This window comes from Emticicia fluvialis, from assembly GCF_024793945.1.
Classification (GTDB): domain Bacteria; phylum Bacteroidota; class Bacteroidia; order Cytophagales; family Spirosomataceae; genus Emticicia; species Emticicia fluvialis.
Genome location: NZ_JANUSD010000008.1, coordinates 116,578 through 132,250, shown reverse-complemented (window position 1 = coordinate 132,250; position 15,673 = coordinate 116,578). Strand labels below are relative to the sequence as shown.

Annotated in this window: 13 protein-coding genes; 11 read left to right on the top strand and 2 right to left on the bottom strand. The window is 37.7% G+C overall.

The genetic code is table 11. From position 1 onward, the window contains the following. Nucleotides 1-534: 534 nt before the first annotated feature. The 8 genes from NZ848_RS11090 to NZ848_RS11055 all read left to right on the top strand — a co-directional run bounded on the left by NZ848_RS11090 (nucleotide 535) and on the right by NZ848_RS11055 (nucleotide 9,163). The gene (locus tag NZ848_RS11090) at nucleotides 535-1,533 is read left to right on the top strand and encodes a hypothetical protein (RefSeq protein WP_259015539.1); all 999 of its coding nucleotides are present in this window, start codon (nucleotides 535-537) and stop codon (nucleotides 1,531-1,533) included. After that, nucleotides 1,502-1,711, top strand: a complete 210-nt coding sequence (locus tag NZ848_RS11085) for a hypothetical protein (protein ID WP_253532479.1) — start codon at nucleotides 1,502-1,504, stop codon at nucleotides 1,709-1,711. The genes NZ848_RS11090 and NZ848_RS11085 overlap by 32 nt, the downstream gene beginning before the upstream one ends. Before the next feature lie 65 nt (nucleotides 1,712-1,776). After that, complete coding sequence (locus NZ848_RS11080) at nucleotides 1,777-2,781, top strand: hypothetical protein (RefSeq protein ID WP_253532477.1); 1,005 nt, start codon at nucleotides 1,777-1,779, stop codon at nucleotides 2,779-2,781. Further along, a complete protein-coding gene (locus tag NZ848_RS11075) occupies nucleotides 2,766-5,039 on the top strand; it encodes a peptidase domain-containing ABC transporter (RefSeq protein ID WP_253532476.1) in 2,274 nt (757 codons plus the stop codon). The genes NZ848_RS11080 and NZ848_RS11075 overlap by 16 nt, the downstream gene beginning before the upstream one ends. A 4-nt stretch (nucleotides 5,040-5,043) precedes the next feature. Next, a complete protein-coding gene (locus NZ848_RS11070) occupies nucleotides 5,044-5,481 on the top strand; it encodes a hypothetical protein (RefSeq protein WP_253532474.1) in 438 nt (145 codons plus the stop codon). Nucleotides 5,482-5,619: 138 nt separating this feature from the next. Next, complete coding sequence (locus tag NZ848_RS11065; RefSeq protein WP_259015538.1) at nucleotides 5,620-6,960, top strand: glycosyltransferase; 1,341 nt, start codon at nucleotides 5,620-5,622, stop codon at nucleotides 6,958-6,960. Nucleotides 6,961-7,036: 76 nt separating this feature from the next. Further along, nucleotides 7,037-7,690, top strand: coding sequence for a glycosyltransferase family 25 protein (locus tag NZ848_RS11060; protein WP_259015537.1), 654 nt, complete (start codon nucleotides 7,037-7,039; stop codon nucleotides 7,688-7,690). Nucleotides 7,691-7,813: 123 nt separating this feature from the next. After that, complete coding sequence (locus NZ848_RS11055; protein ID WP_253532471.1) at nucleotides 7,814-9,163, top strand: lipase family protein; 1,350 nt, start codon at nucleotides 7,814-7,816, stop codon at nucleotides 9,161-9,163. Between the two features lie 460 nt (nucleotides 9,164-9,623). Here the strand turns inward: NZ848_RS11055 and NZ848_RS11050 are convergent, their stop codons facing one another. After that, nucleotides 9,624-9,974 (bottom strand): hypothetical protein, encoded by a 351-nt coding sequence (locus tag NZ848_RS11050; RefSeq protein ID WP_259015536.1) that lies wholly within the window; start codon nucleotides 9,972-9,974, stop codon nucleotides 9,624-9,626. A 291-nt stretch (nucleotides 9,975-10,265) separates the two neighbouring features. Between NZ848_RS11050 and NZ848_RS11045 the strand changes: the two genes are divergently transcribed. Continuing rightward, a complete protein-coding gene (locus NZ848_RS11045; RefSeq protein WP_259015535.1) occupies nucleotides 10,266-12,572 on the top strand; it encodes a hypothetical protein in 2,307 nt (768 codons plus the stop codon). Between the two features lie 70 nt (nucleotides 12,573-12,642). Here the strand turns inward: NZ848_RS11045 and NZ848_RS11040 are convergent, their stop codons facing one another. After that, nucleotides 12,643-13,374 (bottom strand): hypothetical protein, encoded by a 732-nt coding sequence (locus tag NZ848_RS11040; RefSeq protein ID WP_259015534.1) that lies wholly within the window; start codon nucleotides 13,372-13,374, stop codon nucleotides 12,643-12,645. Nucleotides 13,375-13,754: 380 nt separating this feature from the next. Between NZ848_RS11040 and NZ848_RS11035 the strand changes: the two genes are divergently transcribed. Next, on the top strand, nucleotides 13,755-14,162 hold the full coding sequence (locus NZ848_RS11035; RefSeq protein ID WP_259015533.1) for a helix-turn-helix transcriptional regulator: 408 nt from the start codon (nucleotides 13,755-13,757) through the stop codon (nucleotides 14,160-14,162). 927 nt (nucleotides 14,163-15,089) lie between these two features. Beyond that, entirely contained in the window at nucleotides 15,090-15,635 is a 546-nt protein-coding gene (locus NZ848_RS11030) for a sulfite exporter TauE/SafE family protein (protein WP_259015532.1), read from the top strand. The last annotated feature ends 38 nt before the right edge of the window (nucleotides 15,636-15,673 follow it).

Genomic DNA, 15,673 nt, shown 5'->3' with positions numbered 1-15,673 from the left:
TTCTTTATTAGGTGCACATATAGAGTTTACGGGTATGCTGAAAACCGTTTATAGAGTAGGCACAATATTCAACATTTATAACAATGAAAAAATTATTGGAGAAATTGACTTCAGTTGACAATTATCAATTAGTTGACCTTAACAAGGCGAGAGGGGTATTTGGTGGATACTCAGTATCGCATGATACTTCCGTTTCAAATGACTCGTCAAATGACCATGACTCATCAACTAGTAATGATAAGTCAAATAATAACGATTGAGGCTTGAATGAAGGGAGGGAGAACTCCTCCCCTCATTTTAAGTTGTTTCGTTTGGCCATTTTGTTTAGGAAACTGAGGCTATTAAAGTTTCCGGCAACATTTGAGTATATACCATGCACCCAACTCTAAATTGTTAATATACTCCATCTAGCTATTCTTTGTGAACACAAAAATACTAGTTTAGTATAGCTTTATTTTCTTATCTGGTTGTTTACATTAATCAATTTTGCGGACCAATTGAAACATTTTAAAAGCACCTCTGACTAAATTTTATATGATATTGGTTTTATCCTATTCTTCTTATGAGCAAGGCACTGAAAAAGTAATAGACTGGTTGCTGCACAAAAAGGCAAACTTTATTAAAGTGACAATAGAAGACTTATACTCGGTTGATAATCAACAAAGATTTCATGTAAATATAGCCACAAGGAAAATTTTTCACAATGGCAAGGATATTACATCAGAAATAAGGGTGATTTTTTATCGAAGGATATTTAATTACTTTGAACTTTCAGATGAAGAACCATTCAGTGCGCAAATCAAAAATGAGGTAACAGATGAAGCAATTAATCTTATCTACTACCTTTTTTATTTACTAAAAGACAGAGCCTGGCTTCCGGCTTCTAACGTGGCCAATGTGAACAAGCTCATCATTACCGACAAAGCCCAAAACGCAGGTCTTAAAGTTCCAAAGAGTAGCATTATTAATAATAAAAGAGACTTAAAACATTTCTTTAGTCTTACAAAGCATGGCGTAATAACTAAACCAATAAATAAATCAAGTTATTTTATAAATTACGAAAAAACCTACTTTGTCCATGTAAAAGATATTTCAGTCGAAGATATTGAGGCTTTGCCTGATTTTTTCTTCCCTTCATTATTTCAGGAGAAAATACTACGAGACATTGAGATACGCGTGTTCTACCTGGATGGTGACTTTTATTCTATGGCAATGATAAATAGTAATGAAACCCCTGAAGTGGATATCAAGAGAGGATTTAACACCGATACTCAGCACTGGACCGTTTTTTCTTTGCCTGACATTGTAAAAGAAAAGATAACAAAATTCATGAAACTGGTCAGCCTAAATACCGGCTCTATGGATATCATTCTTGATAAAGATGGAAATTATAATTTTATAGAAGTAAACCCTGTAGGGCAATATGGTCATCCGTCGGCAAGTGGAAACTTTTACCTGGAAGAAAAAATTGCAGATTGGCTAATTAAACATGATATTAAAAATGCAGCAGACAAAAGAACCTCCGTTCAATAAAAAAACACTCCTAAAAATACCTGTTTTCTATAGGTGTATGACCGTTTATAAAACCGAGGAAGTAGGTGAACTGAAGGTTACGGCAAGATTCGGCACCAGTAAAAGGCACTTTAGTAAGAATTACCTCAATTATAGCGGACACAAACCGGTTTCTGAGCTGAATCTTTTTGACCTCTGAAAGTCTAATATCAAAGTATCCGGTATTTAATAAAACTGAGAAAACTCATTCGTAATCCGATTCAGATGAAAAAGAAATACATCAGACTTTTTTCTCATTGCTTTGTAGTGGACGGGTCTGAAAACAGTGCAATTTATGACTTTCATAAAGGTGTTGTTTTAAGAATCCCTAAAAGCTTATCTAAAGTTGTTCACCTACTTAATACTTATTCTGTAAAAAAAGTTTATAAGCTATACAAAGGGCAGGAAAACACACTTAATGAATACATGAATTACCTGACCACGCATGATTTGGTATTTTTTACAAATACGCCCCGATTTTTTCCAAAGACAGAAATTGTCTATAAAAGCTTCAGCAATGTTGCCTCGGCGGTAATAGAATACACTAAAGGTTTTTCCATTGAAAAACTTGTAATGGAGTTGGATTCGCTAAACTGCAAAATGGTAGAGTTGAGATATCTATCTCCTCTTGCCAATATTAAAGAGTTACAAGAAGTGTTAGATTATTTTGCCAATTCAACCATCAGGTGCATTGAACTGATTTTTAGTACGTATGAAGGTCTGACAAAAGAATCCATTCATGAACTGCTCGATAAAAATAAAAAAATTGGCTTCATAGTAATTGCCGGCTATCACGAAACGGAAATTATGTTTGCTGACAGCTGTAAAATTATATTTACAGAAAAAACAATTGATAAAGTAACAACTACTTACTACACGTCGCCAAAGGTGGTCATCAATATCGATTATTTCATGGAGAGCCATTTTTACAATCCTTATTATAATGCTAAGGTTTGTATAGACATTGGTGGCAATATCAAGAATTGTTTATCCCTTAAAAAGTCTTTTGGGAATGTAAATCGCGAATCACTTTCTAAAGTAATAGACAAAGATAATTTTAAAAGATTATGGCTGATTAAGCCGGATAAAATTGAGTCGCTCAGAGATTCAGAATTCAGATATGCCCTCTACATTCCGAACCAGCTTAAGGCGGTAAAAGGTGCATCAGATTTGTATAAGTACAACGACATTTCAAAAGCAGACTTTAACAACCTATGCGAAAAATTCTGAATTATCTGAAATTCGCTTCCAAAAACAAATTAAGGTTTACGAGACAACTAGAAAGCATGGATTGCGGACCCGCCTGCCTTAAAATGATAGGAGGATACTATGGACGTGACATAAGCCTTGATTACCTTAGAAGTATTTGTAAGACAGCAAAGCTGGGAACATCACTGAAAGGATTGAGCGAAGGGGCTAAAATGATAAATCTTGATTCAATGTCACTTGAATTATCATTGCCTGACCTCATGAAATTGGCATCATACCCATGCATACTTTTCTGGAGAAAATCACATTTTGTAATTCTTAAGGGCATCATACCAAAACGATCATTTTTCTTTAAGCTATTTACTAGTGAAGAGATGTTTATCATTGCCGACCCTTCTTTTGGTATTATTAAATTAGGGTTGTCCGATTTTACCAATAATTGGTGTAAAGAAGCAAATGGCAATGGGATAGCCCTGTTTTTTGAACCGAACGAAAACTTTGCAGATTATCTAGAGCCGGAAATACCTGCAAAAAATCCACAGAGTTACACTAATAAAGTATGGGAATTAGTAAGCCAATACAAATTCGGTTTATTAAAAGTGTTTATCGGTATGATTCTGAGCGGAGCGCTAATTTTAACTTTCCCATTGCTTACACAAAAACTGATTGATGTAGGCATACACTACAAAAGCCCGACATATATAGAGCTTATATTGCTAACCCAACTTTTTATTTTCATCGGAGCATCAATAATTGACTCCATTAAATCGTGGATACTCTTATTTATTGGCACAAAAATCGAGATAAACTTAACCTCCAGGTTTTTATCCAAAATAATGAAACTGCCCATGTTTTATTTCGATTCAAAATTGGCAGGAGATTTAATGCAAAGAATAAGTGATAACAACAGAATAGAATTATTTATTAAAACATATTTGTTAGAATTTATTATATCATCCATCAATCTTTTAGTGCTGATGGGCATACTGATTTTTTACGACCTGAAGGTTTTCTACGTGTATCTGTTAGGCACTGTATTGTCTGTATGCTGGATTGCCATTTTTATGAGGAAAAGAGAATTACTAGACTACCGGCGATTTGATATTGCAAGTGAAGGCACCGACAACCTAATTGAAACCATTGTTTCAATGCCAGAGATAAAGCTTAATAATGCCCAAAATGAAAAAAAAAAATCATGGGAAAAAATCCAAATCAGAATGTTCGATATAAATATCAGAATATTATCCGTACAGCAGTATCAGAATATCGGCAATAATGTGATTGTACAAATAAAAAATGTACTGGTTACTTTTTTGATTGCCAATTATGTGGTTGAAGGCACCATGACTCTTGGTGTAATGCTGGGTGTATCTGTTATTCTAGGGCAATTGAATGGGCCATTTAACCAAATTGTGAGCTTTTTCCAGTTTTATCAGGATTCAAAGATCAGTTTTAAGCGTTTGGGGGAGATTCATAAACGTGAAGACGAAGATGCAAATATAGAATTACTCAGAAAAGAAGTAGCACCGGCCGATATAGTCATTAAAAATCTAAAGTTTAGTTACACAGAGTCCTATGACGATTTAATATTTGACAACCTGAATCTGTCAATACCAAAAGGCCAAACAACTGCTATTGTCGGAACCAGTGGAAGCGGCAAGACTACCTTATTAAAGTTATTGATGAAATTTTACCAGCCGCTGGAAGGTGAAATTCTCATTGGTGGTTTGCCCCTTAGTAATATTGATTCAGATTATTGGAGAAGCAAATGTGGTGTGGTACTTCAGGAGGGATATCTATTCTCTGAAACAGTAGCTAATAATATCACCATGCGAAATGCTGATGTATATAATTCAGACCAGCTTGCTAAAATAAGATACACTACAGATTTAACCAATATTACAGATTTTGTGGAATCGTTGCCTATGGGTTTCAAAACCAAAATAGGCGGTAACGGGATCGGAATAAGCACCGGTCAAAAACAAAGAGTTTTAATAGCCAGAGCTTTGTACAAAGACCCCGAGATACTTTTTCTTGATGAAGCTACAAGCTCTCTTGATGCCAAAAACGAAAAAGTAATCATAGAAAATCTGAACTCATTTTTTACAAATAAAACAGTGGTGGTGGTGGCCCACAGGCTTAGTACAGTAAAAAACGCACATAACATAGTAGTGCTTGAAACAGGTAAAATTATTGAACAGGGCACCCACGAAGAACTGATTAAACAAAAGGGCACATATTACCAACTAATTAAAAACCAACTGGAGTTGGGCGACTAATGATATGAGCAAAGATTATGAAAGTATTGACTCCATTTCAAGTTTTACAGAAAAACATGGTCTCTGGTTATTTCTGCTAGTGCCATGTGTGTTGTTAGTCATTTTATCAACAGTAACCATGCCTGATGGCAGCTTTTATAGCAATACAGCTATAGAAAGAGATAGCACTATTACTACTTATACAGATGCTTCTAAAGTTATTTACCTAAAAAACGGAGACCCTGTTCAGGTTTCAGGCGCAAAAGACAAACATCTATCTGGAATAACTTCTTTAAGGATAGTTGAAATTAAAGAAGTAGGGAATGATAGTATCCAAATTCGTTTCGCAACAACTGCCAGATTAAAAATCTCTGGAACCGAATTGTATTTTAAGGTCAGGAAGCAGTCAATGCTGCGGGTTTTATATAATTCACTAAAGATAGATGCATGGCCGCATAAATAACATGGATGATGATTGCAGAATACTGATGGTAGCGACTAAAAATTTTGCTGGTTTAACAATCTGATTCATTATCACGCAATAAATGCTGCAATTGATGGCTTTTGCTTAAACCGACTAAAAATCAAGATAACTTATAGTATGAATGAAAAAAAATGCCTGTTCATAATTCTTCCGGTTACAAGTCATTTTAATAGTGCTTTTGCTTATGCTGAAGCACTAAAAAAAGAAGGGAGTAATATTTTTATGGCATCACCTGCTTCCTACTACGATTACATGAAGAAGGCAGGTTTTATGCCAGTGCCTATAATTTATTTCAACCATTACTTTGTAACCAGCTGGAAAGTTTTCATATCCTTGTTTATAGCAAGCCGGTTTTCGAAAAAATTCAATATAAATAGGCTAAGAAACTTATTAAATGCTGAAATGTCTGCAATAAAATTAATCACTGATCTCGAACCCGATGTGATTTATATTGACCCGCATTTATCTTATTATTACTTATTTATTTTAAAGATAATCAAACCTTGGCAAAGGATAGTGATAATCAACACAAAACTCGCAACCTCCAGAAAACCACATATCCCGCCGTTATATCTTGGCCATCAGCTCATCAACAAGAAGGCCATTTATACGCCATTAGCGTGGTCTATACATGCTATAAAGATATATTTTAAAAAAATTATAAGCTATTTCTTATATAATGGCCGGGATGATGATTCCCTTTTAAAGCATCTATCAAAAAAAAGGAATATTGATTTTGATAGTATTTTCCTAAGTAGGTATAAAACCTCATTTTATCTGGAGTTAAACCCTGCGCATTTAAATACTGAAACAATTATTCTGGCACCTCGTGCATTAGAATATCCTTGGTATTTACCCCAAAAAAATGAGAATTTTATTAACATGGCACCTTACCGGTTTATAAATAAGGAAAATAAAATTCTGGAGACATTTTTAGAAAATATTATAATCAGGAAATCAATTAATTCAGATACCCGCCTTATATATTGCTCGCTCGGTACATTAAGTGCTGAGTACAGCCAAAAAATTATTCCTTTTTTTACCAGGTTGACAACACTGATAAATGAGCATCCCGATTATTATTTGATTTTGGCAACCGGAGACATTGATTTTAAAATTTCGTACACACAACACAACAGGTTGTATATTGATAAAAGGCTTCCTCAATTAAAAATCCTGAAATCGTGCGACCTGTATATAACCCATGGGGGCTTAAACAGCATTCGTGAGAGTATTTATTGCAAGGTCCCCATGATTATTTACCCCTTTAATAAAACCTCTGATTTATGTGGAAATGCGGCTCGTGTACATTTTAATGCTTTAGGCCTTAAAGGCAATATAAGGGAAACTTCAGCAAGTATAACCGCTAAAATAAAGTATATTTTTAGTCCGGCATTTCAGATTCCTTATCAGGAAAAAATAGCACGATTTGAGTTCACTGAAAAGATTCAGACTTAGCGCTGATTTGATCTTCGCATTTTTATATGAAAGTTTTCTCATTAATTACTCATTTACCTGTGACCAAAACAAAATCATGAATTTACTAAACAAGCATTTCAGGAAAGTACTTCTTCTTAATCTGGATACCAGAAAAGACCGCCTGGAAAAATCCGAGAAAATTCTAAGAGAAAATCAATTGGAATTTGAAAGGTTTGCAGCCATTAATGGGCATGAAAGACCAGATATACAAATGGTTACAGCAGCAGAGATACATGAGCTTCCGGCACATTGGAACAGGGGCGCCTTAGGCGTATGCCTCTCGCTTCTGGAAATTTTCAGACTGGCCTTGAAAGAAAACTGGGAGAATGTCCTGATTATAGAAGATGACATAGAGTTTTTGCCTGAATTAAACGAGCTTCTACCAGCTTTGCTGCATAACATACCCGCACGGTGGGAGTCATTATTCTTTGGCATAAATACCATGGAGCAGGAGAAATTTAATGGATACTGGGAAAAAATAAACTATGGTTTTGCCCTGCATTGCCACGCGGTTCATCGCTCGGTGTATCAGTTATTAATAGATGAATTAAGCAAGCTAAGAGGCCCGGCCGATGTGGTTTACGCAAATGTACTTTTCCCTCGTGGGCTTTCCTTTGTAAGTAAGCCTAAATTAGCTTTCCAGAGAGCAGATATGTCTTCCGTTACCAACCGTTTTGAAGACTACACCTTCCTACGCAATCAATATTAGTGGTAGTTCTCAAAACCGGGCAAATGTTAAACCCAAAACCTGAGCCAGAATGCCGCAAAAATTGATTGTATGTATAAAACCAGCATAAATCATTTGCTTTTTAAGTTTAAAAAATCTGTTAACATGAAAAAACTTACTTTAATTTCAGCAATCGTTATGATAAACCAGGTTTCTGTAGCACAAAGTATCAATAAAGAAATACTATTGAATAAACCACGCGCCGAATTTATCAGGCAGCTGGAGACTGATGGCAAAATAACTGCTCAAATGGCCCTCAATCAGATTCATCAATTCAATAAATACGAAAAAATAAACGAAACCGGCAAAGAATACATCCTTACCATTGAAGACAAGGTATTTGGCAAGGTACCTTTCAGGCTGTTTATACCCAAAGGGTATAATCCGGCAGTAAAAAACCCTATGGCGCTTTTGCTGCATGGCGCCGTTGGCGAAAGCAATTTTCAACGTGCTTACGATACCCGAACGAAGATTCATGATATTTTTTTTGATGCCCTGGCCAAACAAAACTATATCATAATCAGGCCTTTTGCCGACCCCTCTAAAAAGTTTGACTGGGCGATTAATCGCTTTGAAGATTTTGGTGAATCGGTAAGTACATCAAAAAACAATGAAACCTACCGAACACTGGTTGAGATTGTCAATTATTGTAAGTCTTTTCTGAATGTAAACGACCAGAAGGTTTTCTCATACGGGCATTCAGACGGCGCCGATGGCACTTTTCTATTGCAACTCGGTTACCCTACCCCATTTGCAGGCTTTGTATGCTATAACTCTATGCTCACCAATATATTTGCCAACAATGCCTATTTAAGCAATGCGGTAAACCGCCCATTATTTCTTGTGCATTCAGACCGCGACGACCTGAGACCCATTGAGCAGATAAGGGTAATCCGTAAAAAACTTACCGAATCAGGCAGCCCGGTAACCTATAAAGAGTATCTGGGTTATCAGCACTACGATAAACATCTGGATAAAGACATACCGAATAGCATCAATTTCCTGAATAATACCACAAGAAATACCTTTAAGAAAACAATCAACTGGGAAACAGGCAATTACATGAACACTACCTGCGACTGGATAGCTATCAGGAAGTTTGATACTAAAAAACCCAGAGCTTCATTTCATAAGCCCATAGCCATGCAGAGTTATAACAAAAAAAGCAAAAAGTGGGACACCCTACCTTATTACAACAATGAAGAAAGCAGCATGATTAAGGCCGAACTGAAGGGCAACACTTTTTATGTGGAAACATCAAGAGTAAATGAATTTGATATTTTCATTAGTCCGGCGATGGTCAATATCGACGAAAACATTAAGGTGGTTTTAAATAACAAAGTGGTTTTCGACAAAAAAATTCCCTACAACAAGGCCTTTATGGTTAAGAACTTTAAAACAAACACCGACCGTGAGCTTGTATGGGTAAATTATATCAGTCTGAAGGTGAAGTGAACTTATCTGAACTTCAAAAAACTTCTCATTAACCGGCATACAAGCAGAGGGTCACAGGTTCGAATCCTGTAACTCCCACACTGATAATCAAGCACTTACGAGGAAATCTTGTAAGTGCTTTTTTTATTTGCACACAATTTGCACACGGATTCGTCTTTTGAATTTTATTTAAAAATCTAGAATGATTTTTTGATTCATTCAACCGGTACAAATTTCCATATCATCCTTGTAAATTTAATATTGAATATTAAATTTACAAGGATGAACATCAAATCTCCAGCTTACTAGGAAAAGGAAGATTAAATCATGGTTCAAAAATCCCATGATATCGCGAACATCAAATTAGTTTTTTAAAGGCTTTGGAATTGTCTAATATAAGTGGACTATTAAACTGCAATTTCTGAACATACTAATTATTTTCTGTCACAAATTTTGGCAATATTTGTGACACAGATAATGTTCATTCAAAGCTAAAATGCCTGACGATAAAATCTTTATAAAGCCTATCAATATCTGGAAAACTTTCTCTAATATCGTCTTCCTCCAAGTTCATTAGTTTCATATATCTGCGCAATACAATTCCGACTCTTTTATCTGTCCATCTTTTGTTTTTATTTTGATAGGAACTTGGAACTTTAGATTTATTCAATATCTCTGCAATTTCTTTGTAGGTATGAAGCCCACTTTTTAAACATCGTACTTGTATCAATAATTGTCCTTCATAAAGTGCGTCATAATTGGCACGTCCAATCCTCTTTTTTAAATCTTCAATGTATGTGTCTGGATTATAAATTATTCTCTGTTCAGCCATACACTCCCCCTCGATTGGTGTCAGGGAGTTGGAAAGCCGATTTCATAGAAAAGGCCGCCTGAATCTTTACCCTTTCGGGCTGAACATACATTCAGGCCTCCCCGACAAATCGAGGAGTGATATTTCGGTCACAAACCGCTATGAAATCAGGGATTCCAAACCCTAAAGCCTGCAAAGGCTTCCAGATAATTATACAGGTTTAACTTCCAAGATCAAGCCCATATTAACAAATATTAATACTTTGGTCATAAACTATACGCATGCATAAGAAAACACTTACTCGGTGATAACATGCGTAAAATCGTCATTCTCTTGATTGCCATTCTGATTTCAGGTTGCCTGCCAGACGATAGTGAGCGAATCAGACGGATTAACCAGCGCGCAGTCATTGAAAACACCGCCCGGGACCTGGCAACCTCTGCCATGAATTTATCTTCCTATCTGTCTGCCACAAAAATGAAACGACGGGCATTACTAGACTCTGACGGGCAAGTTGTTTCGGATGATGCCAATGATTTCACGGTGACAAATCTTCAGGTACCGGTACCGCCATCGGCCATTACGGCAAGCCCTTGTGGCGACTACGGTGCGATTGCCTATTATCATGCGCTACCGTCAGGCATAGGAAGCCTATTGATGCATGGAAATGCCATGGCGGCTTCATTGGTTCCGACATTCGGTCATGATGCTGTCGGCATGAAAAGTGGATATTGGATTCAACTACCGAAGAAAGCAGTTGAGTTGGGTTGTACGGTGGGCAATGATATTCTGGATGGCTCGCCGATATTTGTGGCTGGTTTTGCTTTAACGGATGGAATGAACGGCTTGCCTGATCCGTCGAAAACGACAGAACCTGTTTTTGACCGGGTTATCACGATGCCTTGTCCTGCCGGGACAAACGGTGTCATCAAACGCGATCAGACATGCCGGCTGAAATCAAAGGATGATGAAACTGTGAAGGAAGACGGTTTCATCATTATCAACGATGCGCCCAATGAAAGACAGAGACTGACTAAAAATTGGGAATGCACCCCTGATTTATCCCAACCGCAAACACCACCCACAACGGAGGAAATCGCGGTTTATTGCCGCGATCCGGCGAACGATATCACCAAAATTCCCGATAATGCGGTGGCAATGCAGATGGTCAACCTGAAAGAAGCACTTGAGAACAACGGTCCGGGATATTACACCTTCTTTTGCCGTCCGAATAAGGACGGTTCTAATGCATGTGAGGCCAAGCCTTATTCGCCTGAACCACGAACTTTTCTGGATTGTGGCAGAGTGGAACCCAATCCCCCTCGATTTGTAATCAATCCCGTTGAACCGCTTCAAATGAATGAGAACGGGGATTTAATAGGCAATGAACAAGAAATTCGGGAATGTGGGCGTGGATGGCGAGGAAGATTAACTGCACGTTACCTTGCTCGTCGCTGCACACTAAAAAGAAATGATGGGTACAATTCTACCACAATTATTTCCACGCCACAGACTATTTATCGAATTGGCTATGCCCAGGCACAATGTGAGCGCGATATTGAAACAACGGTGGCCTGTCCTGACCCATCGCTTGTGCCGGGGTCAGACCCGAATAAACGCTTGTGGGTTGTCCGGCATGCCAGAATGCTCAAACCTGTGGCTCTGGATTGGAGTGAAAATAAGCCAGGCCCGGCAGCATGGGATACAACGCGGATTGCGACAACCGATAGCCGTACAGAGGTCAGGGAAACAGCCGCCATGAGTGCGCCGAACAAGCCGCCCGCCGTGATACCGGCAACAACGCGGGCGGAATTGGATTCGATATCCGATTCACGGGTCTGGTCCGAAAAACTGGTCGATGCCATGCGCCAGGCCGACCCATCATCGATAGAGGCACCGATTGTGTCATGCAATAATAATGGGAACCCATGTGGAATTCCCACCCCGCAGACAGGTATTGAAGTATGGGCGGAAAGCGACCGGCTGTGGCCTTATACTGGGGATGGTAATTTTACTATGGTCAATCTGACCTGTTCAGTCGCGCGACATAAACGATGCAATCCCATTCTGGGTGAAGACCAGGCTAATTGTAGAGAAGGAGTATGCTCGCAGGACCAGAATGAGCCTCTTCTCTATATTGGTGAAGGGGGCAGGTTTGATCAATTAGTCAATTCCTATTTTTCCTATGTTGAGACGCCGTTGCCGCCCGGTAATGCCATTCTTCGTGTTGCGCCAAGTACGTCGGTGCCTTTATTCAACGATGCTAATGCCATTTGTAACATTGCTTCAACAGACTTCTCCCGGCTGATGATTTTTGGAACTTATAACGAAGAATATGCGTCTTTTGACGGGGTAAGACAATGTGCGGCATTGGGGAATAAGCCTTATACGGATTCACGGGATATGCTGGATGATGCTGTGGACGTTTATCTGGCAAAGGGAGGTGAGTTGGTTATATTTACTGATCACATCAAAATGGGGAATGAAGGGAAGCCTGTATATCACCTGTTGAATACCAATATTTTTAGCGAAAGCGGTCTTGTCACGACGACCTTGCAAAGCTGGTTAAGAAACGCACCTTCTGCCGGGAATCCCTGCACGGTTATTCCCCAGGAGTAAAAAATGATACATAAAAAAAGGCCTACTTATGATTAAGCCAGCCTGTTCAGGATTTTATTGCCGTTAACAATCAGTTTTGTGGCTTATAATAAAAACCATCAGGTTTTTTTTCAGGGGTTACAAGATCCATAACATTCCGTTTTGCAAATGTTGCTGTGTTCTTACCGCTGTTTTTAACAAATTCTTTGAAGGTTGCCTTTGTAAACGCTTTCCCGAAAAGTGTAGTGCCGTTCTTGGAGGCAAATAATTTTGCTTCTACTATATGTTTGTGACGCTCAATTGTATGCGTGCCGCCATCATCTTTCTGGCGCGTTTCAATGATGACGTCTTCCTTAAGTTGGCCATCTTTGGTGGCGGGGTAAAATGTCATTATCGGACGATCGGCATTAACGTATGTCATCTTGGCACCATGGACAACATTTTCTTTAGAGTCATCTGTCAGGCGCACATTAAGTGTGTCGATCTCCATCGAGAACGGAATATTACTTGCTGTTGAGGAGGCTGCTGCCAAACGTGAACCTCCATCACCATCTACCACCGTTGCAAACCCACTTGCATTAGTGCCATCAGATTCTGTAATAGTTCTTGGCGTAAAGATATTCGTACTTGCGTCATTAATTCTGATTTTAACACCAACCGTATCATGCGCAACTTCAAATGTGTTCACACCTTTGGTTCCACCGCCGCCGCTTGGACCGGGGTCACCTTTTTTGTCGCAGGAAGAAAGAGCAAACATGCAGGAACCAAGTGCCAGAACTGGCAAGGCAGCAGAACGAGCATAGCGCATAATCTTGTTTGTCATCACGAACCTCCTGGTGTTGACGTGTCTATTATAGCATAGGAAATCCATTGTTTTCAAAGGTTTTATATTGGTTAAACAACAGGTCGTTTTATCAATTAAGTATCTGTAATCTAATGAGTTAAAAATAGTTAAATTAAGCCGCCCTAAATGCTTGCTTTTTGTTATCAGTTTTACCGAGCCAGATTTTGGGCGAATCAAATTTTGATATTTTTTCGCAAAAATGTCTTGGATTGCGAAACTGATGCCGAAATTTTTGTATTTTCAATCCTGCAAACAGATTGACGTTTCTATAAATCACACCCCTGCAAGTTAGGTGGATTTATTTTCATTACTTTTGCATTGAACTTTACATTTGGACAACTCAATCAATACATTTTGTCATGAGCATGCATACAGGAGATAAAATCAGAGGCATTAGATTTCTAAAAGGATACTCACAAGAAAATATGGCCGACATGCTGAACCTTTCGCGTATGGCGTATGGTGAAATTGAGAGAGGCAAAACAGATGTTTCAGATTCGCGCTTACAACAGATCGCAGACGTTTTAGGTGTGTCACCAGCAGATATTTTGAGCTTCGGGGAGAAAGTCAATAATTTTTTTGACCAATGTAAAGGTGCTATTGGAATAAACACGAGTAATGGCTCTGTTACGAACAATTATAATCCAACGAAAGAAGACCTTGAAATGGAGAAACTAAAATTAGAGATAGAAAAACTCAAAGCTGAAAAAGAAAAAGCAGAATTGGAAGCTAAATATTGGCGTGAGAAGAATGGTTCGCAGAATTAGAAAAAGTAAAATCTCATATTAAAAATTCAATAGTTAAAAGTCCTATCTTATCATCGTAAATAAACGTTTACTCACCCACAAAACTGTTCAGTTCTTAAATTATCCTTTGCCAATTAGTCTGGATTAATTACAGCATTACCGGCCAAATAACGCTCCTAAAATTAATACTACAAGGATTATACCTTTGCCACTTGTCTTCTATCTCATATTTCTTTTTAACTTTTTATTGATAGCGCGGATTACTTTGACAAAATGTAAATCCGGGCTTTTCATCATGTATGGGTCAAAATCGCGACCTAAAAAATAAAACTCTTTAACTTGCATCAAGTAGGTTTTAAAATTCACATACTCTTTTTTGAGGGTCGAAAACGGTGAGCCTATCTTATATAATCAATCCTTTGTTCATATAGTTTTTAACCGTCATGCGATGGACGGAAAATCATCGTCAATTGTAACCAATAAAATCATATGGAGACTGAAGTATTAAGCAACACCGGGACAATGACTGGACAGGTCATAGAAACTGACTTTAGAGGTGAGCCAACTAAAATCGTATCAGGTCCAACAGTTTATGTGCGAGATTTATGGGGAGTCTTTGTACCTGAAAAACAAGACGATGATAAATGACTTTGTTACGCTGTCTCTGTTCTATCTAAAAAAGAAGGTCATTTTGCAGCTAACCGTTGGGAGACTAACTAAAATGTAGGTGCATTGAAAGCGAGGAAACCCTCGCTTTTTTTTGAAAACCAATACCTGCAAATCAAACATCTATTTCGGTTCTATTTCTCGTTTAACACCTTCTTGTGTCAACAAAGAAAACTGCTTTTGACAAAATGTAAAGCGAAGTCTATCTATTTGTATAGATCAATACAGACGAATGAAAAACCAGAGACACTATTTTGCACAAAAAACCTAAACGAATAAATTATGATTGAAAACTTAGAGTTTCGCAAAATACAAGGAGTAGTTACTGATGTAAAAGAGTGTGTAGATGTCCAAATTTCATCTTTTAAAGGTAGTGTATCTTCTGATACTCAAAGATGGTTGGACATTTTTATAAAAAACGAATATGGTGAATTTTTCTATAGAATCCATGAAATAATCCCAATTAGTGTGGGTCATAATTTGACTATGATTACGTCTTCGCGTAAGGATAAAAATAGCTGGTATGTTCTTCATGTGATGAATAATAATTTAAATACTTCTTATAATACAACCAATAGTACAATACGGTCTAACTTACGGTTTGAAAGTTTAGGCGCAGAAGTTGCAATGGGAGTAATAGCAGGCATATTAGTTCCGGTGGGTATAGTCTTAGCTTTAATAGCAGGTCTTTCGACGGCTAACTTTTTTGTTAGTTTTTTGGCATTCTTTGTTTGCACATTGCCATTGATTCTTGCAATCCAGTCGAGCAGTAAATTCAAAAATGATTTAAATGGTAAAGTCCAGAATATCATTAATAATAAAGAATAAATTTTTTGATACTCTAATTGACTACTTATCCGACGAAC